17 protein-coding genes are annotated in these 20,059 nt (G+C 63.1%); 7 read left to right on the top strand and 10 right to left on the bottom strand.

All coding sequences use genetic code 11. The features are described from left to right. Window positions 1–77: 77 nt before the first annotated feature. Window positions 78–1,211 carry an ABC transporter ATP-binding protein gene (locus BHMPCIPO_RS20165; protein WP_173518616.1) on the top strand — a complete coding sequence of 378 codons (1,134 nt, stop codon included), beginning with the start codon at window positions 78–80 and terminating at the stop codon, window positions 1,209–1,211. Window positions 1,212–1,336: 125 nt separating this feature from the next. Here the strand turns inward: BHMPCIPO_RS20165 and BHMPCIPO_RS20160 are convergent, their stop codons facing one another. Both BHMPCIPO_RS20160 and BHMPCIPO_RS20155 read right to left on the bottom strand, forming a co-directional pair. Then, window positions 1,337–2,812 carry a M81 family metallopeptidase gene (locus BHMPCIPO_RS20160; RefSeq protein WP_246304489.1) on the bottom strand — a complete coding sequence of 492 codons (1,476 nt, stop codon included), beginning with the start codon at window positions 2,810–2,812 and terminating at the stop codon, window positions 1,337–1,339. Window positions 2,813–2,841: 29 nt separating this feature from the next. Then, entirely contained in the window at window positions 2,842–3,333 is a 492-nt protein-coding gene (locus tag BHMPCIPO_RS20155) for a hypothetical protein (protein ID WP_173518614.1), read from the bottom strand. A 114-nt stretch (window positions 3,334–3,447) separates the two neighbouring features. Here BHMPCIPO_RS20155 and BHMPCIPO_RS20150 point away from each other — a divergent pair, with 114 nt between their 5' ends. The 6 genes from BHMPCIPO_RS20150 (at window position 3,448) to BHMPCIPO_RS20125 (ending at window position 10,391) form a co-directional block, all read left to right on the top strand. Beyond that, window positions 3,448–3,837, top strand: coding sequence for a RidA family protein (locus BHMPCIPO_RS20150; protein ID WP_173518613.1), 390 nt, complete (start codon window positions 3,448–3,450; stop codon window positions 3,835–3,837). A gap of 87 nt (window positions 3,838–3,924) precedes the next feature. Further along, window positions 3,925–4,788 (top strand): MurR/RpiR family transcriptional regulator, encoded by an 864-nt coding sequence (locus BHMPCIPO_RS20145; RefSeq protein ID WP_173518612.1) that lies wholly within the window; start codon window positions 3,925–3,927, stop codon window positions 4,786–4,788. Window positions 4,789–4,809: 21 nt separating this feature from the next. After that, window positions 4,810–5,586, top strand: a complete 777-nt coding sequence (locus tag BHMPCIPO_RS20140; protein ID WP_173518611.1) for an SDR family oxidoreductase — start codon at window positions 4,810–4,812, stop codon at window positions 5,584–5,586. Between the two features lie 22 nt (window positions 5,587–5,608). Then, window positions 5,609–7,528 carry a beta-N-acetylhexosaminidase gene (locus BHMPCIPO_RS20135; RefSeq protein ID WP_173518610.1) on the top strand — a complete coding sequence of 640 codons (1,920 nt, stop codon included), beginning with the start codon at window positions 5,609–5,611 and terminating at the stop codon, window positions 7,526–7,528. 11 nt (window positions 7,529–7,539) lie between these two features. Beyond that, window positions 7,540–8,982 (top strand): M81 family metallopeptidase, encoded by a 1,443-nt coding sequence (locus tag BHMPCIPO_RS20130; RefSeq protein WP_173518609.1) that lies wholly within the window; start codon window positions 7,540–7,542, stop codon window positions 8,980–8,982. Between the two features lie 185 nt (window positions 8,983–9,167). Beyond that, window positions 9,168–10,391, top strand: coding sequence for an MFS transporter (locus tag BHMPCIPO_RS20125; RefSeq protein WP_173518608.1), 1,224 nt, complete (start codon window positions 9,168–9,170; stop codon window positions 10,389–10,391). A gap of 18 nt (window positions 10,392–10,409) precedes the next feature. Here the strand turns inward: BHMPCIPO_RS20125 and hutU are convergent, their stop codons facing one another. From hutU to phnE, 8 genes are all read right to left on the bottom strand, one after another. After that, window positions 10,410–12,083: a urocanate hydratase gene (gene hutU, locus BHMPCIPO_RS20120; RefSeq protein WP_173520110.1), complete on the bottom strand. Its 1,674-nt coding sequence runs from the start codon at window positions 12,081–12,083 to the stop codon at window positions 10,410–10,412. Window positions 12,084–12,085: 2 nt separating this feature from the next. Beyond that, the gene (gene hutG / locus BHMPCIPO_RS20115) at window positions 12,086–12,904 is read right to left on the bottom strand and encodes an N-formylglutamate deformylase (RefSeq protein ID WP_173518607.1); all 819 of its coding nucleotides are present in this window, start codon (window positions 12,902–12,904) and stop codon (window positions 12,086–12,088) included. Window position 12,905: 1 nt separating this feature from the next. Then, window positions 12,906–14,441: a histidine ammonia-lyase gene (gene hutH / locus BHMPCIPO_RS20110; RefSeq protein WP_173518606.1), complete on the bottom strand. Its 1,536-nt coding sequence runs from the start codon at window positions 14,439–14,441 to the stop codon at window positions 12,906–12,908. Then, window positions 14,438–15,682, bottom strand: coding sequence for an imidazolonepropionase (hutI, locus tag BHMPCIPO_RS20105; RefSeq protein ID WP_173518605.1), 1,245 nt, complete (start codon window positions 15,680–15,682; stop codon window positions 14,438–14,440). The genes hutH and hutI overlap by 4 nt, the downstream gene beginning before the upstream one ends. Window positions 15,683–15,978: 296 nt before the next feature. After that, complete coding sequence (phnN, locus tag BHMPCIPO_RS20100; RefSeq protein WP_173518604.1) at window positions 15,979–16,563, bottom strand: phosphonate metabolism protein/1,5-bisphosphokinase (PRPP-forming) PhnN; 585 nt, start codon at window positions 16,561–16,563, stop codon at window positions 15,979–15,981. After that, on the bottom strand, window positions 16,560–17,699 hold the full coding sequence (locus BHMPCIPO_RS20095) for an alpha-D-ribose 1-methylphosphonate 5-triphosphate diphosphatase (protein WP_173518603.1): 1,140 nt from the start codon (window positions 17,697–17,699) through the stop codon (window positions 16,560–16,562). The genes phnN and BHMPCIPO_RS20095 overlap by 4 nt, the downstream gene beginning before the upstream one ends. 1 nt (window position 17,700) lies before the next feature. Beyond that, window positions 17,701–18,408 (bottom strand): DUF1045 domain-containing protein, encoded by a 708-nt coding sequence (locus BHMPCIPO_RS20090; protein ID WP_173518602.1) that lies wholly within the window; start codon window positions 18,406–18,408, stop codon window positions 17,701–17,703. Between the two features lie 126 nt (window positions 18,409–18,534). Continuing rightward, window positions 18,535–20,052, bottom strand: a complete 1,518-nt coding sequence (gene phnE / locus BHMPCIPO_RS20085; protein WP_173518601.1) for a phosphonate ABC transporter, permease protein PhnE — start codon at window positions 20,050–20,052, stop codon at window positions 18,535–18,537. Window positions 20,053–20,059 lie beyond the last annotated feature (7 nt).

Below are 20,059 nucleotides of genomic sequence, written 5' to 3'. Positions count from 1 at the left end.
GCCGCGACTTTCTTAAGTTCGCGGCCCGCATTCTGCCATGAAAGAGCCGCTTCTCGCCGGTGGCCGGAGACAGTTTCTTGGGACAGCTCAATCTCAATCGGATTCAGAAATTCTACGGGACTTACGAGGTGCTGAAAGGCATCGATCTCGAAGTCAAGAACGGTGAGTTCGTCGTTTTCGTCGGACCCTCCGGTTGCGGCAAGTCGACCTTGCTCAGGATGATAGCCGGTCTCGACGAGACCAGCTCAGGGGATATCCTGATCGAGGGCAAGCGCGTCAACGACTTGCCGCCGGTCAAGCGCGGAATCGCCATGGTCTTCCAGTCCTACGCGCTCTATCCGCACATGACCGTCTTCGAGAACATCGCCTTTCCGCTTCGCGTGGAAAAAATGGCCGAAGAGAAGTTGAAGGCGAAGGTGGAGCATGCCGCGCGCATCCTGCACCTCGACCAGCGCCTGCAGCAGAAGCCCGGCATGTTGTCCGGCGGCCAGCGCCAGCGTGTCGCGATCGGGCGGGCGATCGTGCGCGAGCCGAAGATCTTCCTCTTCGACGAGCCGTTGTCGAACCTCGACGCGGCCCTTAGGGCGGACATGCGCATCGAACTGGCGAAACTGCACCGGCAGTTGCAGGCAACGATGATCTACGTCACGCACGACCAGGTCGAGGCGATGACGATGGCGGACCGGATCGTCGTTCTCAATGCCGGGCAGATCGCCCAGACGGGCGCGCCGCTCGAACTCTATCACAAGCCTGCCAATACCTTCGTTGCCGGCTTCATCGGCAATCCGAAGATGAACTTCCTCCCTGTTCGCTGCAAAGGCGTCAGCGATGCCGGCGTCGAGGTCGACTACAAGGGGCAGACGGCGGTCATTCCCGTGGCCCCGCAAGGCGGCCTCGTCGGCCGAACGCTGACGCTCGGGGTTCGCCCTGAACACATCACGCTCGGGCCCGGAGATCTGACCCTCAAGGTTACGCCGACGGTGATCGAGCGTCTCGGCGCCCATACGGTCGCCTATGCGGCGATTGGCGGCGAAGGCGAAAACTTCTGCGCCATGTTGCCGGGCACGGCGGCGATCCGGCCGGAGGTGACGATCCAGACCGGCATCCAGGTTGCCGATTGCCATCTCTTCGACGAAGCGGGCATCGCACTCGAACGCCACGTCGAATTGACCGACATCGACATGGGCGTGCTCGATCCAGCAGCTGCTTGATCGCAACGTTCAGAACAAGGAAAGGGACCGCCGGCTTTCGTTAGCCGGCGGTCCCTTTTTTCTATGTGCTGAACGCGTCCGAGAAGTACCGGTGCGGGGTGAGACTGCGGCGCGTGTAGAGCAGTTCAGGCCGCACCCTTTTCCGCTGCGTGCGGATTGTCGACCTTCGGCCAGATATCCTTGCGGGCGCGCTTGTAGTCGGTCCGCGCCGGGTTGTTCGGATAGGGAGTGCCCGCCGAGCAATAAAGGATCTCGGACGCGATCTTCGAGAACGAGGCGTAGAAATGGTTGGTCGACTTGATGACCAGGATCTTCTTCGTGGTCGGATCGATGCCCATCACCGAGAAGAGGCTTGGATCGAAGCTCTGTGCCCGGGTCGAGTTGAGGATGATGTCGATACCGCTGAAATGGATGTGAGCGGCGTCGCCGAACGGTGCGAAACTCTCGCCGAAGCGCATCTCGGCGTCCCGCACCAGTTTGACCACCTTGACCGTGCCGTCGACCGGATTGCCGGTTCCGGGGGCTGATTTGGCGCCAAAACGCAACCGGATTTCGGCGCCTTCGCCGGCCGCCATGCAGATCTGTACGGCCATTGGATCCCAGATCGTTCCGACCGCAACGTCGGTTGCGCCACGTCTCAGCAGTTCTTCGAGCAACACCGTCGCGTCACCAGCCGTGCCGCCGCCCGGATTGTCCCAGACATCCGCGATCACCACTGGCCCTGCGGCCGCGGCAAACGCCTCGCTGACGGCCTGCTTCTCGTCGATCTGCGGCATGATAAAGGTGCCGCGCTTCGAGAAGAGCTCGAGCCCCAGCTCCCGAGCCAGATTTCGCCCCTTCTCCGGCCTGCCATTGGTCACCGCCACCATCTTCGTACCCATCTCGGGAACGTCGCCCGCCATGAAGCCATGGACGACGGAGAGCGAGAGCACATCCGCGTCTTCTCTTTCGATCCGCATCAGCTTGTCGACGAAGGACCGCATCGGCTCGCGCGAGGTCGGGTAGACGTCGATCATCCGGCAGTCGAACACCGACATGACCGGCGTCACGCGGCCTTCGAGCGTATCGACCACGATGCGCCAAAGGTCCTCGGCGCGGTCGACGAAGTCGGTGTGCGGAAACTCCTTGAAGAACACGAAGAAGTTCGAAGCCGCGGCGCGCTTGGCCGTGAGGTGGCTGTGGGGATCGAGCTCGGCGCAGACGAGAATATCGGGTCCGACGATTTCGCGCACGCGAGCCAGCAAGTCGCCCTCGGTGTCCTCGTAGCCGGCAGCGACCATCGCGCCGTGCAGGCCGAGCACAACGGCGTCGACCGGCATGGCCGCGCGCAGTTGATCGAGGATCTCGTCGCGCAGGCCCTCATATGTTTCGCGGTTGACGAGGCCTGCCGGATCCGCCCAGGTGGCGGTGCCTTCGATCAGTTCCCAGCCCTTTTCCGCGGCGACGCGACGGCCAACCGTGATGGGCGCGGTGCAAAGCGTCGGGGTCTCCGGGTGCTCACCCGGTGGTGCATAGAGCGAGGCCTCGAAGGCCCGGCGGTCGATGCAGATCGGGGAGAAGGTGTTGGTCTCGGTCGCAAGCGCCGCAGTGAAGATCCGCAATGCCTTTGCCTTTTCTGTCGCGTCGATCTTTAGGCCGGACCCATCGGGTTCGGCAGGTAGCCGGTGAAGCCGGCGATCTTCCAGCGTCCCTGATGCAGGCGGCAGTAGTAGACCGTCTGCCATTTCAGGATGTCGACGCTGCCATCTGTCTTCTTCAGGCTGCCATCGAACTTCTTGCGTGCCAGCGCCTGGTCGCCGTTGATCTCGATGTCCTCGAGCGTCGTCGTCGTGAAGATCGCGGTGCGTGGATCCTCGGCAAAGCTCTGGCCGGCGAAGTCTTCCGCCTGGCGCAGCCACTCGTCACGATAGGCGGCGAGCGACGGGAAGTTCAGCCGCCAATTGTCAGGGTTGGTCTCGCGACGACCGTCGATGCCGATGAAGCCCTCCTCGACGAAGTCGTCCGCGACCATCGACCAGTCGGCCGCGAGAAAGGCGTCGATATCGCGAGAGACGAGCATCTCCCAGATCGAATGGCGTGCAGTGTCGGAGGAGGGGAATGGATTGAGGAAAGGATCCCGCATATTTGCGCCCTGGATTGAAATTCTTTTCATGAATGGCGTTTTTCACTAGCCAAATTCAGCTTTCTATGGTCACTTGTCAACGATCAAAGAAAATAATTTGCAAGAAGGCTGATGATGACGATCAAGCGCTATGGTGCGGAACAGGTCGGCGCTGGCGGTAAACCCTTGCCCTTCGCACGCGCGGTGGAAGCGGACGGCTGGCTTTATGTTTCCGGCCAGGTTGCCATGGAAAACGGCGAGATCATCGAGGGCGGGATTATCCCGCAAACCCACAAGACCATCGCCAACGTACTGGCAATCCTGACCGAAGCCGGCTACGGTCCCGAGCATGTGGTTCGTTGCGGCGTCTGGCTCGACGATCCCAGGGATTTCTGGACATTCAACAAGATCTACCAGGAGTATTTCGGAGCTCATCCGCCGGCACGGGCCTGCGTCCAGTCGGCGATGATGGTCGATTGCAAGGTCGAGATCGACTGCGTCGCCTACAGGCCGAAGGAAGGCTGATCTTAGAGCGGGATGAGGAAAAGTGTATGCGGTTTTCCGCCCGCATCCCGCTCCCATTCGTGATCATAAGCAAGGCATAACCGGGCGATGGACATCTTCGCGACACTGCAGGAAGAAAAAGGGCGGCTCTCCCAATCGGAAAACCGCATTGCCGAGATTCTCCTGAATGACTTCGAGTTTGCGGTGAACGCCTCGATCATCGAGCTGGCGAGCAAGGCAGACGTGTCGCCGCCGACCGTCACCCGCTTCTGTCGCCGGCTCGGCTGCGACAGCTTTTCAGACTTCAAGGTGCAGCTCGCCCGCACAGCCTATATCGGCATGCGCTACCTGAAGCCCGAGCCGAAGAGCCGCGAGACCGGCGATGTCGCCCAGGACATCATCACCAAGGCGCAGAATGCGCTGTTTCTGCTGCATCGCTCACTCGACCTTGCGGCGATCGAGCAGGCGGTCGAGCGGATCGCTGCGGCGGAAATGATCTACGCCTTTGGTTCCGGCGGCAATTCCTCGATGATCGCCGGCGAACTGCAGAACCGGCTCTTCCGTTACGGCTTGCGCATCACCTCCAGTTCCGACCACAGCATGCAGTTGATGATGACGGCGGCCGCCCGGACGAGCGATGTGATGATCGGCTCGTCCTTTTCCGGCCGCAATGCCGAACTGGTGCGTGCCTTCACGCTGGCGCGCGAGTTGAAGGTGCCGACCATTGCTTTGACGCAGAGTGGCAGTCCGGTGGCGGACGCGGCCAGCATCACGGTGCCGGTCGACCTGCCAGAAGGCAACAATATTTATCGTCCCACCTCCACCCGCATCGCCTATCTGGCGCTGCTCGACATCCTCTCCAGCCTCGTCGCCTATCGGGTGCAAGCCCAGGCGACGACCACACTTCGGCGCATCAAGCAGCAGCTGGTGGCGCACCGCGATGGTGACGATCGCCAGCTTCTCGGAGACTGACGCGCCGCGAAAGGTCAGCGCATGACGCAATCCCTCGCGATCGTAACCGGCGCGGCCGGCGATATTGGCCGGGCCATCGCCCGGCGGCTTTCCGACGATCACGACGTGATCTTGCTCGTCGACATCGATGCCGACGCTGCCGAACGGGCTGCACGCGCGCTCGGCGATGACGAACGCTTCGTGGCCATGGCTTGCGACGTGACCGACACGACGAGCGTTGCGGCGATGGCGGCGACGGCAGTTAAGAGAGGAGCGGTTCGCACGCTCGTCAACAATGCGGGTGCTGCCCGCGCCGTTAGCCTGCATGATACGACGCCTGAGATCTGGCGCATGGACAACGCGCTGAACCTCGAAGCCGCGTTCCTGTGCTTTCGTGCCGTCGAGGACATGTTGAAAAATACCCATGGATCTGTGGTCAACATCGCCTCGGTCAACGGCATGAACGTCTTCGGCCACCCGGCCTACAGCGCCGCAAAAGCCGGCCTCCTGCATCTGACGCGGCTCATCGCGGTGGAATACGGCAAGTTCGGCATCCGCTCGAACGCGGTTGCCCCCGGCACCGTGCGCACTCAGGCCTGGGAGGCGAGGGCTGCGGCAAACCCTGATGTCTTCGAGGAGGCACGTCGCTGGTATCCGCTGCAGCGCATCGTCAATCCCGACGATGTCGCCAATGCCGTGCAGTTTCTCGCGGGACCACTCGCCGCGGCCATTACGGGCGTCTGCCTGCCAGTCGATTGCGGCCTTACCGCCGGTCAGGCGGAGCTGGCGCGCACGTTTTCGCAATCAAGCCATTACTGACATTGCATTTGGGAGGAAGAAGATGCACCCGGTTTCCTATCGTCTCGAGGCGTCCTGGCAGCCGGATGGCGGGCCGTTCGGCCAGTTCACCTTCACGCTGTTTAATGTCTCCGGTGCGCCACTTTCCGGCTTCAGCATCGTCTATACGTCGTTGACGCGCGTCATCGATCCCGAGGCTTGCGGCAATGCCGTCTTCCTGCGCCGCAACGCCAATTTTCACGAGTTTGCGCCGCCGGAGGGGCTGACGATCGACAACGGCGAAAGCTGGACCTTCACCGTCAGCGGCCTGCATCGCCATGCGCGCCATTGCACCGATGGCGCCAAGTCCGCCTATCTGACGCTTGCCGACGGCCGACATGTCCCGGTCGCGGTATCGGATTTGCTTCTTGAAAACGCCGTCAGTGAGCCGCCGCCGGTTCGGCTGCCGGAAGGCAAACTCGACCAACCCTATGCGCTTCAACCCTGGCCGGCGACACTCGAGCTTCGTGCCGGAACAGGTTTTCCGGTCGTTCTCTATCCGGCCACAGGCACCGGGCAAGGCGACATTGCTGCGCTCGATACCGTCCTGTCGCTCTTCCACCGACTGTTTCCCGAGAACCATGCACCCTTCAGCCTCGCTGCGTCGCGGCATGGGCGGCCGATCGTCTTCATCGCGGATGCCGGTCTGGCGGCAGAGGCCTATCGTCTCGACTTCTCCGAAACCGACATTCGCCTGAGTTACGGCGGCAGCGCCGGCCGCCAATACGGCCTGACGAGCCTTGCCCAACTTCTGCACGGCGCGCGCAATCATCCCGGCAAGTTCCGCTTCCCGGCGAGCGGCACGATCTCGGATGCACCGCGCTACGGCTGGCGCGGCTGCCACCTCGATGTCTCTCGACAATTCTACCCGACTGCGGACGTGGCGCGGCTGATCGATATCCTCGCCTGGTTCAAGCTCAACATCTTCCACTGGCATCTGACGGATGATGAGGCGTGGCGCCTGGAGATCAAGGCGTTTCCGGAGCTGACGACGCTCGGCGTTCTGCGTGGCCCCGATGAACCGCTCTTGCCGCAGCTCGGCAATGGTGCAGAGCCCGTGGGAGGCTTCTACAGCCAGGCGGACGTCAAGACGATCGTCGCGCAGGCAACGTCGCTCCACATCGATGTCGTTCCGGAAATCGACATTCCCGGACACAGTACGGCGACGCTCGTTGCGCTTCCGGATCTGACCGATGGCCAGGAGGCGCCGGAGAGCTACCACTCGGTCCAGGGCTATCCGAACAATGCGCTCAATCCGGCCGTCGCCTTCACCTACGATTTCCTCGAGAAGGTCTTCGACGAGATGGTCGAGCTCTTCCCGAGTGCGTACATCCATATCGGCGGCGACGAAGTGGCGAATGGCTCGTGGCTTGCTTCGCCCCTTGCCAAGAAGCTAATGGAGCAGGAGGGCATTTCCGGTACCTTCGCGCTGCAGTCCTATTTCCTGAAACGGGTGAAACAGATGCTGACGGCGCGTGGCCGCAAGCTCGCCGGCTGGAACGAGGTGGCGCATGGCGGCGGTGTCTCGACCGAAGATACGCTGCTGATGGCCTGGGAGCGGCCGGAGGTCGGCATCGAGCTCGCGCGCGAAGGTTATGACGTGGTGATGACGCCCGGACAGGCCTATTACCTCGACATGGCGCAGGCCGACGCGTGGCAGGAGCCCGGTGCGAGCTGGGCTGGTACGGCAACGCCCGCCCATACCTACGGCTATGAGGCCGAGGGTGAATTCCCCGAGGAGTTGAAGCCGCGCCTCAAGGGCGTCCAGGCTTGCATCTGGTGCGAGCACTTCCTCTCGCGCGGCTACTTCAACCGTTTGGTCTTCCCGCGGCTTCCGGCGATCGCCGAAGCGGCCTGGACACCCAAGTCGGCGAAGGATTGGCTGCGTTTCGCGGCAATCGCGCCGCTCAGCCCGAACCTCTGAGAGGAAAATCCATGCGCATCGCCGTTGGTGGCATCCACACCGAGTGCAGCACCTATTCACCGGTTCTGATGACGGAGGAGGATTTCCGTGTCCTGCGCGGGCAGGCGTTGCTCGATGTGGACTATTTCAGCTTCATGAAAGCCGAAGGCGTCGAGCATTTGCCGCTCTTGCATGCGCGCGCCGTGCCGGGCGGACCCGTATCGCGCCCGACCTATGAGGCGTTCAAGGCGGAGTTCCTCGAAAAGCTCAACGACGCTCTGCCGATCGACGGCCTCTATCTCGCCATGCATGGCGCGATCAAGGTCGACGGCATGGACGATGCAGAAGGCGACTGGATCTCGGCCGCCCGTGCCGTCGTCGGCCCCGATTGCCCGATCGCGGCGAGCTATGACCTGCACGGTAATGTCAGCCAGAAGATCATCGATCAGCTCGATATCTTCGCCGCCTACCGCACCGCGCCGCATATCGACACGCCGGAAACCATGACCCGTGCCTGGTCGATGCTCGTCTCGGCCCTCAAAGACGGAACGCGCCCGGGTATCGCCTGGGCGCCGGTTCCGGTGTTGCTGCCCGGCGAATGCACCTCGACCGAGGACGAGCCGGCGAAGTCGCTTTATGCGCAGCTGCCAGAGATCGACAAGCGGCGGGGGATCCTCGACGCGAACCTGATGGTCGGTTACGTCTGGGCCGATGAGCCGCGGGCTACCGCCTGCGCAGTCGTCACCGCGACGGATAGAGCCGCGGCCAAGCAAGCGGTCGAAGAGATCGCCGCTGGCTACTGGGCGGAGCGGAACAACTTCCGTTTCGGTCCGGTGACGGGATCGCTCGACGAGATGCTCGACATCGCCGAGCGGGCGACGACAACGCCGATCATCCTCGCCGACTCCGGCGACAACCCGACCGGCGGCGGCGTCGGCGACCGTGCCGATGTACTGAAGGCGCTGCTTGTACGCAACTGGCGCGGCGCCTTGATTGCCGGCATCACCGACCGGCCCGCTGTCGAGGCCTGTTTCGACGCGGGTGTTGGCGAAACGCTGATGCTCAAGATCGGCGGAAGCCTCGACCCGGCAAGCCCAAGCGCCGAGATGCTGGTGGAGGTCGTCAGGCTCGACGATCCGGGTGCTCAGAGGGAGCGGCAGGCGGTGGTGCGTGTCGGCGCGATCGATATCGTCATTGCCGCGCGCCGCAGGCCCTATCACGATATCGCGGACTTCCGTCGGCTGGGGCTCGATCCCCACGCCGTGCGGTTGCTGGTCGTCAAGTCGGGTTACCTGTCGCCGGAACTGGCGCCGATCGCCAACCCCAATCTGATGGCCCTGACCGAAGGCGTCGTCAATCAGGGTATCGCCGGTCTGGCAAGCCTCCGCCGCCAGCGGCCGGCCTACCCCTTCGATCAGGACTTTGCCTTCGAGCCGGCTGCGCGGTTCTCGGCCCGTTGGTCGAGCGACGACTGAGGTCGCGCTATCCGCATTGTTCCTACCTGAATCTTGGGTAGGCTTTCTGCTGCAGCGCCGCGCGTCTTCTGAAGACGCGCCAAGGTCGCAGCGATACTTCAAGTTGCTGTATGATTGTCCTTGAATCGATGCCGATTTAAGGAATTTTGCAGCGCCCTCCACCCGCTTCGCGAACACGTTCTGGTATGACTTCCACCATTCTCGGCGCCATGCGCAACCCGGCCATGCGGATCAGCATGCTGGCTATCTTCCTGTTCGGCTTTGCGGGGGCAGCAACCTCGCCCTACCAGTCGGTCGTCGGCATCAACGAGTTGGGGCTTAGCGACGCCGTCTATTCGTTGCTGATCCTTCTCGCTTCGACGGTCAATGTCATCGTCAGCGTTTCGATCGGCATTCTTGCCGATCGAGTCGGCAACTACCGGGTGCTGATGTCAACGGCGATCCTCTTCGGCGTCGTCGGCTATGGCATCGTCTATCTGCTGCCGCACCAGATGAGTTTCGTCATCAGCGTCCTTTTGCTGCTGCCGATCTACGGCTCACTCTATACGCTTCTCTTCGCCAATGTGCGCAGCATCGCACGGCGGATGAGTGGGCATGATGCGGCATCCCTGACGACGGGCGCGCGTGCCGCCATCTCGCTTGCCTGGGTGCTGGTGCCGGGACTGGTGGGCTTTGCGCTGGCGGGCGGAGAGAGCATGTTGCCTGCCTATCTGCTTGCCTGTCTTGGCTGCACCGTCAACCTGCTGATCGTTTTCTTTTCGCTCCCCAATGAGGGCGGCGTCGATCCGTCGCTCGGCAAGCGGCTGTCCTACTGGACATCGTTCCGGGAAATCCTGACGCCGCGCATCTTTCTGCGGGTGATTGCCGTTGCGACGGTCACCTCGACGCTGCATGTCAATGCCGCGGTGCTGCCTCTGATCATGACCGACGAAATCGGCGGAAGCGTCACCGATATCGGCATCATCGTCGGTATCGTCGCCTTCCTGGAAGTCGTCTTCATCTTCGTCTGGGCGCGCATTCAGTTGAGCCTCGTCCCCTTCAAGGCGCTGGCGCTAGGGAGCGCCATCTATATCGGCTACATGCTGCTGCTCGGTTTTTCCGCTGCCACATGGCAAATCTACGCGCTCACGCTCATCAGCGCCTTCGGTGCCGCGGCGCTGATCACCATTCCGATCAGCTATCTTCAAGACCTGATTGCCGACCGGCCGGGACTTGGAAGCTCACTGATCGCCGTGAACCTTTTCTTGAGCGGCGGGCTTTGTGCCGGGCTCTTTGCGCTCGGTACCCGGATCAGCGACTATTCAGGGACCGCACTGCTCGGCGGTGTCGGGGGATTTGCCGGGCTGGTATTGCTGCTGGTGCTTGACGGCAAAAGCTCATCTCATCCAAGAACGTTCGGGGCGCCGTGAGGCGCCCCGAAGACAACATCAGTTGCCGAGGATGCCGGGCAGGCGCAGGCCCTTCTCCTTGGCGCAATCAAGGGCAATGTCGTAGCCCGCATCGGCATGGCGCATGACGCCGGTTGCCGGATCGTTCCAGAGCACGCGCTCAAGTCGCTTGGCCGCATCGTCCGTGCCGTCGGCGCAGATGACGACGCCTGAATGTTGCGAGAAGCCCATGCCGACGCCGCCGCCATGATGCAGCGACACCCAGGTGGCACCCGATGCGGTGTTGAGCAGGGCATTGAGCAACGGCCAGTCGGAGACGGCGTCCGAGCCGTCCTTCATCGCTTCGGTCTCGCGGTTCGGCGAGGCGACCGAGCCCGAGTCGAGATGGTCGCGGCCGATGACGACGGGAGCCTTCAGTTCGCCGTTCTTGACCATTTCGTTGAAGGCGAGGCCGAGGCGGTGGCGATCGCCGAGGCCGACCCAGCAGATGCGTGCCGGCAGGCCCTGGAAGGAGATGCGCTCGCGGGCCATGTCAAGCCAGTTGTGCAGGTGCTTGTTGTCGGGCAGCAGTTCCTTGACCTTGGCGTCGGTCTTGTAGATGTCTTCCGGATCGCCTGACAGGGCCGCCCAGCGGAACGGACCGATGCCGCGGCAGAAGAGCGGACGGATATAGGCCGGAACGAAGCCCGGGAAGGCGAAGGCGTTTTCGAGACCTTCTTCCTTGGCCATCTGGCGGATGTTGTTGCCGTAGTCGAAGGTCGGAATGCCCATGTCCTGGAAGGCAATCATCGCTTCGACATGATCGCGCATCGAAGCGCGCGCAGCCTTTTCGACCGCCTTCGGATCGCTGACGCGCTTTTCCTTCCACTGGCCCATCGTCCAGCCCTTCGGCAGATAGCCGTTGACCGGGTCATGTGCCGAGGTCTGGTCGGTGACCATGTCGGGACGGATGCCGCGGCGGACCATTTCCGGCAGGATCTCGGCGGTGTTGCCGAGCAGGCCGACGGACTTCGCTTCGCCATTCTTGGTCCAGCGCGCGATCATCTCCATCGCCTCGTCCAGTGATTCGGCCTTCTCGTCGAGGTAGCGGGTGCGCAGACGGAAATCGATCGAGTCCGGATTGCACTCGACGGCCAGGCACGAGGCGCCGGCCATGACGGCGGCGAGCGGCTGGGCACCACCCATGCCGCCAAGGCCGCCGGTCAGCACCCACTTGCCCTTAAGGTTGTCGCCATAGTGCTGGCGGCCGGCCTCCACGAAGGTCTCGTAGGTGCCCTGAACGATGCCCTGCGTGCCGATGTAGATCCAGGAGCCGGCGGTCATCTGCCCGTACATGGCGAGACCTTTCTTATCCAGCTCGTTGAAGTGATCCCAGGTCGCCCAATGCGGCACGAGGTTCGAGTTGGCGATCAGCACGCGCGGGGCGTCCTTGTGGGTGCGGAAAACACCGACCGGCTTGCCGGACTGCACCATCAGCGTCTCATCGTCGTTGAGGTCCTTGAGTGTCTCGACGATCTTGTCGAAATCGGCCCAGGTGCGCGCCGCCCGGCCGATGCCGCCATAGACGACCAGTTCGTGCGGGTTTTCCGCAACGTTCGGGTCGAGGTTGTTCATCAGCATGCGCAGCGGCGCTTCGGTCAGCCAGCTCTTAGCATTGAGCGTTGTGCCCTGGGGGGCGCGCACGTCGCGAATGTTGTGGCGCGGATTGTTCATGGTCATGCCTCGCTCCCTGTCTGTGTCTTGAGGTCAAATGCGATGGTTTCGATGCGGTTGAGGATGGCTTTCAGTGGTTCGCGCAGCCGCGCGCTACGGGCGGCGTCGAGCGCGAAGGGCGGCTCTTCTGCGGCGAGATGGGTCGATTGCGCGAGCTCCATCTGGATCGCATGCACGCCGGTTTCCGGCCGGCCATAGTGGCGGGTGGTCCATCCACCCTTGAAGCGGCCGTTGAGAATACTGGTGTAACCCTCTGCCGCAGCAGCGATATCGGCAGTCGCCTTCTCGATCTCCGGCGCGCAGGTCTTGCCCATGTCGGTGCCGATGTTGAGATCCGGCAGCTTTCCTTCGAAGAGGAACGGGATATGCGAGCGGATCGAATGGCAGTCATAGAGCACGACGACGCCGTGGATTGCCTTGATACGTTCGATCTCGGCGGCGAGTGCTGCGTGATAGGGCGCGTGGAACGTCCGCAGACGTTCGGCGATATCGGCTTCGGTTGGCGCCTCGCCATCCTTCCAGATCGGCTTGCCGTCGAAATCCGTTTCCGGGATGAGGCCGGTCGTGTTCTGGCCGGGATAGAGGCTGACGCCGGCGGGATCGCGGTTGGCGTCGATCACGTAGCGGTGGAAGGTGGCGCGAACGACGGTCACCTCCGGCAGCAGACCATCATAGAGCTGGTGGATGTGCCAATCGGTATCGGCCAAGATCCGACCGTTGTCGTTGAGCCGATCCCAGATCGCACCCGGCACGTCAGTGCCCGTGTGCGGAAATCCGAGGATGACCGGTGAGTTTCCCCTTTTGACTTCGAAAACCGCCATCTCACGCCTCCAGGCTGGGAAGGATGCCGGCGGAGACCGCGGCGTTCAGGCGACCGGAAGCGATGAGGCCGCCGGCTGCCTTGAGGTCGGTGGCCATATAGCGGTCTTCTTCAATCGTCGGCGAGACGGCGCGAAGTGCGGCGGCGGCCTTCTGAAGTTCCGGGCTCGTCGTGAGCGGCGCGCGGAATTCCACGCCCTGGACGGCCGTCAGCGCTTCGATGCCGACGATCGAGAAGAGGTTTTCGGTCATCAGCAGCAGGCGGCGAGCACCATGGCAGGCCATGGAAACGTGGTCTTCCTGGTTGGCCGACGTTGGCGTCGAGTCGACCGAGGCCGGATGCGAGAGCTGCTTGTTTTCCGACATCAGCGCGGCGGAGGTGACCTCGGCGATCATCAGGCCGGAGTTGAGGCCCGGTTTCTTCGCGAGGAAGGCCGGCAGGCCATAGGAAAGGGCAGGGTCGACGAGCAGCGCGATGCGGCGCTGCGAGATCGCGCCGATCTCGCAGACGGCGAGCGCGATCTGGTCGGCGGCGAAGGCGACCGGTTCGGCGTGGAAGTTGCCGCCGGAGACGACGGAATTGTCCGAGAGCACCAGCGGATTGTCGGTGACGGCGTTGGCTTCGGTCTCGAGCGTGCGGGCAACGGAGCGCAAGAGATCGAGGCAAGCGCCATCGACCTGCGGCTGGCAACGGATGCAATAGGGATCCTGCACGCGCTCGTCGCCTTCGATATGGCTTTCGCGGATGGCCGAGCCGGCAAGAAGTGCACGCAGGGCTGCGGCCGTGTCGATCTGGCCACGATGGCCGCGCAGCGTGTGAATGTCGGGATGGAAGGGCGCGGAGGATCCCATCGCCGCATCGGTCGACAGGGCGCCGGTGATCAGCGCGGCCTGCGCGGCGCGGTGCGTGCGGAAGAGACCGGCGAGTGCCAGCGCCGTCGACGTCTGGGTGCCGTTGATCAGCGCCAGGCCTTCCTTGGCCGCAAGCACGACGGGCGTCAGGCCCGCGGCGGAAAGCGCTTCGGCGCCCGACATGCGGCGTCCCTCGAAGAAGGCTTCGCCATGGCCCATCATCACTGCCGCCATATGGGCGAGCGGCGCGAGGTCGCCGGAGGCGCCGACCGATCCCTTTTCGGGAATGGCGGGGATCACACCCTTTTCGAGCATGGCTTCGATCAGCCGCACGAGTTCGAGGCGAACGCCGGAGGCGCCGCGACCGAGCGAGACGAGCTTCAGCGACAGGATGAGGCGCACGACGTTTTCGGCGAGCGGCTCGCCGACGCCGCAGCAATGCGACAGGATCAGGTTGCGCTGCAGCGTCGCGACGTCGGCGCTGTCGATCTTGATCGAAGCCAGTTTGCCGAAGCCGGTGTTGATGCCGTAGACCGGCGCGTTGCCGGCGACGATGTCGGCGATGCGGCGTGCGGCCTTCTCAATACCGGCGTCAAAGGATGGGTCGAGACGGGCGGGTTCACCGGTCCAGTAGATGGTTTCGAGGTCACGAAGGGGCACGGAGCCCGGATGTAGAATAATGGTCATTGACCAGTCCTTTGCCCTCTGAAGATGCGTTCATGAAGCGGGTTGAAACCGATGCGGTAGACGAGTTCGGCGGGATCCTCGATGTTCCAAATCGCGAGATCGGCTGACTTGCCGACCTCGATCGTGCCGGTCTCAGTGAGCAGGCCGAGGGCGCGTGCGGCTTCGCGCGTCGCACCGGCAAGGCACTCTGCAACCGTCAGCCGGAAGAAGGTCGCCGACATATTCATGGTGAGGAGCAACGAGGTCAGCGGCGAGGTGCCGGGGTTGCAGTCGGTAGCGATTGCGATAGGCGCGCCGGCGTCGCGCAGCGCCTGCACCGGCGGCAGGCGCTCTTCGCGCAGTGCATAGAAGGCGCCAGGCAGCAGCACCGCGACGGTCCCCGCCTTGGCAAGAGCTGCGGCACCTTCGGCGTCGAGATATTCCAGATGGTCGGCCGAAAGCGCGCCGTAAGAGGCCGCAAGCTTGGCGCCGCCGAGATTGGAGAGCTGCTCGGCATGGAGCTTCACCGGCAGGCCGAGCGCCCTGGCGCGGTCGAAGACCCGGGCGATTTCCGCGGTCGAAAAGGCAATGCCCTCGCAGAAGCCGTCGACAGCGTCGACCAGCCCTTCGGCGTGGGCCGCGTCGAGCCCGGGCAGCACCACGTCGGAGATATAGTCGCCATTGCGGCCCTTGTAGTCGGCCGGCGTCGCATGCGCGGCGAGGTAGCTGGTGACGATACGCACCGGGCGGAGAGTTTCGAGCTTGCGCGCCGCGCGCAACATGTTGAGCTCGGCAGCCACATTAAGCCCGTAACCGGACTTGATTTCGACGGTCGAGACACCTTCGGAAAGAAGCGTGTCGAGGCGCGGCAGGGCGCTCTCGACCAGTTGATCCACCGTCAGCGCATTGGTCGCCTTCACCGAGGAGACGATGCCGCCGCCGGCACGTGCGATCTCCTCATAGGTCGCTCCTTCGAGCCGCATCTGGAATTCGCGGGCGCGGTTGCCGCCGTGGACGAGATGGGTGTGGCAATCGATGAGGGCGGGCGTCATGACGCGCCCCTTGCAGTCGGTGGCCTCAAGGCTGCGCGCGAAGTCTGCAGGAAGATCACGCTCAGCACCAGCATAGACGATACGACCATCGACGACCGCAACCGCGGCATCCTCGATGACATCAAGTCCGTCGACGCTTTCGCCGAGCGTCACCAGACGCACGTTGCGCCAGATGCCGGATGCCTGCTTGCGGGTCGAGAGTTGGTTCATAAGGTCGCCTCCACTGGATATAATGTATATACATATTAATTCGCTCCACAAGAGGAAAATTGGCGGTCTGGAGGAAAAGGAAAGGGCGATCGGTTCGCCTCAAAGCGATGAGACATCTGAGCAGACGGCTTTAGACATCTGATTTCTTGGGAGTTTTTTCCCGGAGTCGGGTTTCATGAGCGCAAAAAAAGAAAGGCCCCGAACCTGAGGTTCGGGGCCGCCGCTTATGTTTACGAAAGGATAAGCGCGAGAGTGTCCGTGAGTCGAAGCCCTGATGCGGCAAAGAATGGATCACGCTAAGCGGCGTGATCCGCCTTGATGCGCAGCCGTTCCACGACCTCGACGAAGCGATTGCCGGCGACTTCAAGCCTGCCGCTGTTGTCGATGACGCTGACACCGGGGCCCGATGTGACATCGGGGGCCTGGCGACTGAGCCGCCGCAATACCTCTTCTTCGCTCTCGCGGCCGCGCTCGGCAAGGCGCGTCGCGAGCACCGGCGTTTCCGCCGTGATCACCACGACGGCAATCTCTCCGAAGGCTTCCCGGAACGCAGGCAAGGCACCACGGCTGCCGTTGACGATTGCCGTGGTGCCGTTCCTGACATTTTGGAGTACCGCGGAGGGGATGCCGTATTTCAGCCCATGCGCGTCCCAGGAGACGGCGAAGGCGCCGTCCTTCTGCATGCCGGCGAATTCGTCTTCCGAGACGCTTTCATGCACCTCGCTGCCGGCATCCGAAGGGCGCGTGATGACGCGGCGGACGAAGTGCACGTCGTGACAGTCGGCAAAGTGCCGGGCGGCAAAGCCCATGACGCTGTCCTTGCCGGCGCCGCTCGGTCCGACGACGACGACGAGCGCGCCACCTCGTTCGCGCGCGCTCATGCGACACGCCGTCCTTCGCGCCAGACGGAACGCACGACCGGAATGCCTTCCTTGCGGTGGACGCGGGCGACATCGGCACGCAGGCCGACCGCGACGCGGCCGCGGTCGTTAAGACCAACGGTGCGTGCCGGCGTCGAGGTCACCATCGCGATTGCCTTCGGCAGGTCGATCGCCTCGATTTCGTCGGAAAGGACGAACGGCGCATGGATCAGGCTGAAGGGCACGTAGTCCGACGACAGCACGTCGAGGACACCACGCTCTGCAAGGTCACGTGCAGCGATGTTGCCCGAGTGCGACTTGCCGCGCACGATGTTCGGGGCGCCCATGAGCACGCTCAAGCCCGCGCGGTGCGAAGCTTCCGCCGCTTCGAAGCTCGTCGGGAATTCGGCAAGCTTGATACCGAAGCCGATCGATTCCTCGACATGGCCGACGGTTGCGTCGTCATGGCTGGCGATAGTGATGCCGCGGGCGGCGCAGGCCTGGGCAAGCGCGGTACGGTGCGGGCCGGCGTATTTTGCCGAAAGCGCCTGCTGACGCTCGACGAAACGGGCGAATTCCTCGTCCGAAAGGCCGCGCTTGGATTTGTAGTAGAGCGTGTACTGGTCCATCGTCTGGAACTGGCGCTGACCGGGCGCATGGTCCATCAGCGAGACGAGCTTGACCTGCGGATCGTTCTGGAAGTCCTCGTAGTGGTCGAGCACGTCGGAGGTCGACACTTCGCAGCGCAGATGGATCAGGTGATCGGCGCGCAACCGGCCTTCTTCCTTGGCCTGCGCCAGGGCATCGGCCATGCTGCGCATCTCGCCCTTCTGGAAGCCGCCGTCTTCGTCGGAACCTAGACGCAGGCAGTCGAACACCGTGGTGATGCCGGAGGTGACGACCTGCGCGTCATGCGCCTGAATCGCCGCGATCTTCAGCCAGCGTACGCCCGGGCGCGGCGAATAGTGCGCTTCGAGGTGATCGGTGTGCAGTTCAATGAGGCCGGGGATCAGATAGTCGCCTTCGAAGTCCTCGCCGCCGGCGACCGTTCCCTCGGAAATATCGGCAATCTTGCCGTCGCGGATCAGCACCGAACCGTCGAGGACACTGTCCTCCAGAACGATGCGGGCATTGGTTAGAACCTGTTCTTTGCTCATCTCATGCAATCTTTCGTTGGGTGTCGCTGCCGAGCGGCAGCAGCAAGCGGACAGTAAAGGGGGCGCCGCGCTCCGGTTCGACGAAGAGCGCGACTGACGTAACGTGAAGCGGCTTTCCGATGTGCTCGGCAAAGGTGGTTTCCAGTGCCGAGCGCATGACGCTGCTCGTCTCGCCGGGCACGGGACCGGTCAAAGTCAGATGGAACTGAAATTCTTCGAATACATAGGGATAGCCCCATTCCCTCAGGTAGCGCCTTTGGCGCTCCGGAAGGCTCTCCGGCTTGCGCCGGGCAAAGTCCGCCTCCGAAAGGGGGGCACGGAACGGGTCGAAGCGGTGAACGGCATCTTCGGCCAGATCCTGCAGTTCGGCGCAAGGGACGGACGGCACCAGGGCAAAGAACGGACCGAGCTGGTAGAGGGCGATTTCAGGGATTTCGAAGGGATCGAGGTCGGCTGCAAAGCATTCGAAGATGTTGAGCAATTCGTCCTCGTCGCGGCCTTCCGCAAGCTCGAACGGAGCCTTCAGCGTGCCATGGAAACCGTAGCGGCGCGGGTCGGCTGTCAGTGCGCGCTGCGTGTCCTTGTCGAGGCCAGCGACCGGCGGGGTATCGAGGGCCTGGCCGGTAAAGGCATCACGGCCGAGCCAACGGGACGCGACCTGCGACAGCCGGTCGTCTGCCGGCGGCGCGAAGTAGATTGCATAACGCACGGTCTTCACTTTCTTGTAGCGACCGGCCCGCCAGGGCGGCGGGTCGAGTGTTTGCGGGATGCGATGCGCAGCTAACCGATTTCCATGACAACATCATGATGGCGGGCGCGCAATGCTCGCTTGTCGTCAATGTGCCTTGCGCCCCATCAGGCGCGAACGGCACGCGTTCGAGATGCTGTCGAAAATAAAGACAACCAGCAAGATCAGAAGCACCATGTAGGCGACATTTTCCCAATCGGAATTGGTGCGCATCGCTTCCCAGAGCTTGAGACCGATACCGCCCGCGCCGACAGCGCCGATGATGGTCGCCGAACGGGTGTTCGATTCCCAGAAATAGAGCGCCTGGCTGGCAAAGACCGGCAGCACCTGCGGCAGCACGCCGAAGCGCTGTACGGCAAGCGGCGCGGCACCCACCGACTTGACGCCCTCGCGCTGCTTGTCGTCGATGTTCTCCAGCGCCTCGGAGTAAAGCTTGCCCAGCGTGCCGGTGTCGGTGAAGAAGATCGCCGAGATACCGGCAAGCGGTCCGGGGCCGAAGGCGCGAGTGAAGAACAGCGCCCAGATGAACATGTCGACCGACCGCAGGAAGTCGAAGAAGCGCTTGGCCAACTGGTTGGCCATGAAGTTCGGCGTGATGTTGCGGGCGGCCAGGAAGCAGAGCGGGAAGGCGATCAGCGACGCAAAGAGCGTGCCGACGAAGGCAATGACGATGGTCTGTAGGAGCTTCGTCCAGACGTCCAGGTGCTGCCATTCGGCATTGTAGAGAATGTTGTTCCAGGCAAGCGAAAGGTTCGGGCGGGCCGGATCGATGCGCTCGCCGGAGGTGATCAGCGAGGCGACCTCGCCATAGCTCCTGCCGAAGAAGGGCGAGTTGGTGTCGAAGAGGAAATTCGCCCAACCGAAGAACCGATTGCGCACCGAGACCTCGTCGCCTTCGACTTCGGCCCAGCCGGTGGCGCCAAAGGCTAGGACGATCTTTTCGCCGGGACGCTTCTGCGTCGCCCAGGACGGCAAAGCGCCTTGCGGTGTCACCGTGTCCGTGCCGTCGACGGCCATCGTCAGCGTCTCGCCGCCATGGGTCGCCTTCACCAGACCGTCGGCGATCTCGATCTTGGTCGAGCGGTCGTAGGTCACGACGACGCGCGTCAGCACCTCTTCCGTGCGGGTTTCGACGCGGTTCTGCGCCTCGGCTGTTGAGCCGCGGCCAAGGGCCGAGCCCGGCGCCATAAAGCTGAAGGACGAGCTTGCTTTCGGCTTGGCCACCTGCGTCGTCGACGCCGGGATTTCAACGCGCCGCGTCATCGTCTCCTTGTCGAGTTCCACCCAGTCTGGCTTGGGATTGGGGCCAAGCGGCGAATTGCGCTGATAGTTGAGGCTCATCGTCCGGTCGGAAGCGATGTGGATTTGCGGACGCACTTCGTAAGAAACCCAGTCGGCGAGATAGGTGCCGGCAATGCCCCAATTCGCGTTGCCGAGCACCTGGCCGATCGAAAAGAACCACCAGCTGAAGACGAGATAAACGATGACGCCGCCGGCGATCGCTGCCGTGCGTACCCGATTGGAGGTCGAGGATTTCAGGAGCTCGGGATGGCGGGTCGCGATCGCATCCATCTCCATCGGGCTCAGTCGTGTGGTCGTGGTCATGGCGCGC

The organism is Ensifer sesbaniae (assembly GCF_013283665.1).
Classification (GTDB): domain Bacteria; phylum Pseudomonadota; class Alphaproteobacteria; order Rhizobiales; family Rhizobiaceae; genus Ensifer; species Ensifer sesbaniae.
This window is presented reverse-complemented; position numbering and strand designations above follow the sequence as displayed.

Excerpts from the sequence above, each read along its gene's own strand:
- BHMPCIPO_RS20125 (WP_173518608.1), top strand. The coding sequence starts at position 9,168 with ATGACTTCCACCATTCTCGGCGCCATGCGCAACCCGGCCATGCGGATC.
- hutH (WP_173518606.1), bottom strand. The coding sequence starts at position 14,441 with ATGACCATTATTCTACATCCGGGCTCCGTGCCCCTTCGTGACCTCGAA.
- BHMPCIPO_RS20130 (WP_173518609.1), top strand. The coding sequence starts at position 7,540 with ATGCGCATCGCCGTTGGTGGCATCCACACCGAGTGCAGCACCTATTCA.
- hutU (WP_173520110.1), bottom strand. The coding sequence starts at position 12,083 with ATGAACAATCCGCGCCACAACATTCGCGACGTGCGCGCCCCCCAGGGC.
- BHMPCIPO_RS20150 (WP_173518613.1), top strand. The coding sequence starts at position 3,448 with ATGACGATCAAGCGCTATGGTGCGGAACAGGTCGGCGCTGGCGGTAAA.
- BHMPCIPO_RS20145 (WP_173518612.1), top strand. The coding sequence starts at position 3,925 with ATGGACATCTTCGCGACACTGCAGGAAGAAAAAGGGCGGCTCTCCCAA.
- hutI (WP_173518605.1), bottom strand. The coding sequence starts at position 15,682 with ATGAACCAACTCTCGACCCGCAAGCAGGCATCCGGCATCTGGCGCAAC.
- BHMPCIPO_RS20135 (WP_173518610.1), top strand. The coding sequence starts at position 5,609 with ATGCACCCGGTTTCCTATCGTCTCGAGGCGTCCTGGCAGCCGGATGGC.
- phnN (WP_173518604.1), bottom strand. The coding sequence starts at position 16,563 with ATGAGCGCGCGCGAACGAGGTGGCGCGCTCGTCGTCGTCGTCGGACCG.
- hutG (WP_173518607.1), bottom strand. The coding sequence starts at position 12,904 with ATGGCGGTTTTCGAAGTCAAAAGGGGAAACTCACCGGTCATCCTCGGA.
- BHMPCIPO_RS20095 (WP_173518603.1), bottom strand. The coding sequence starts at position 17,699 with ATGAGCAAAGAACAGGTTCTAACCAATGCCCGCATCGTTCTGGAGGAC.
- BHMPCIPO_RS20140 (WP_173518611.1), top strand. The coding sequence starts at position 4,810 with ATGACGCAATCCCTCGCGATCGTAACCGGCGCGGCCGGCGATATTGGC.
- phnE (WP_173518601.1), bottom strand. The coding sequence starts at position 20,052 with ATGACCACGACCACACGACTGAGCCCGATGGAGATGGATGCGATCGCG.
- BHMPCIPO_RS20155 (WP_173518614.1), bottom strand. The coding sequence starts at position 3,333 with ATGCGGGATCCTTTCCTCAATCCATTCCCCTCCTCCGACACTGCACGC.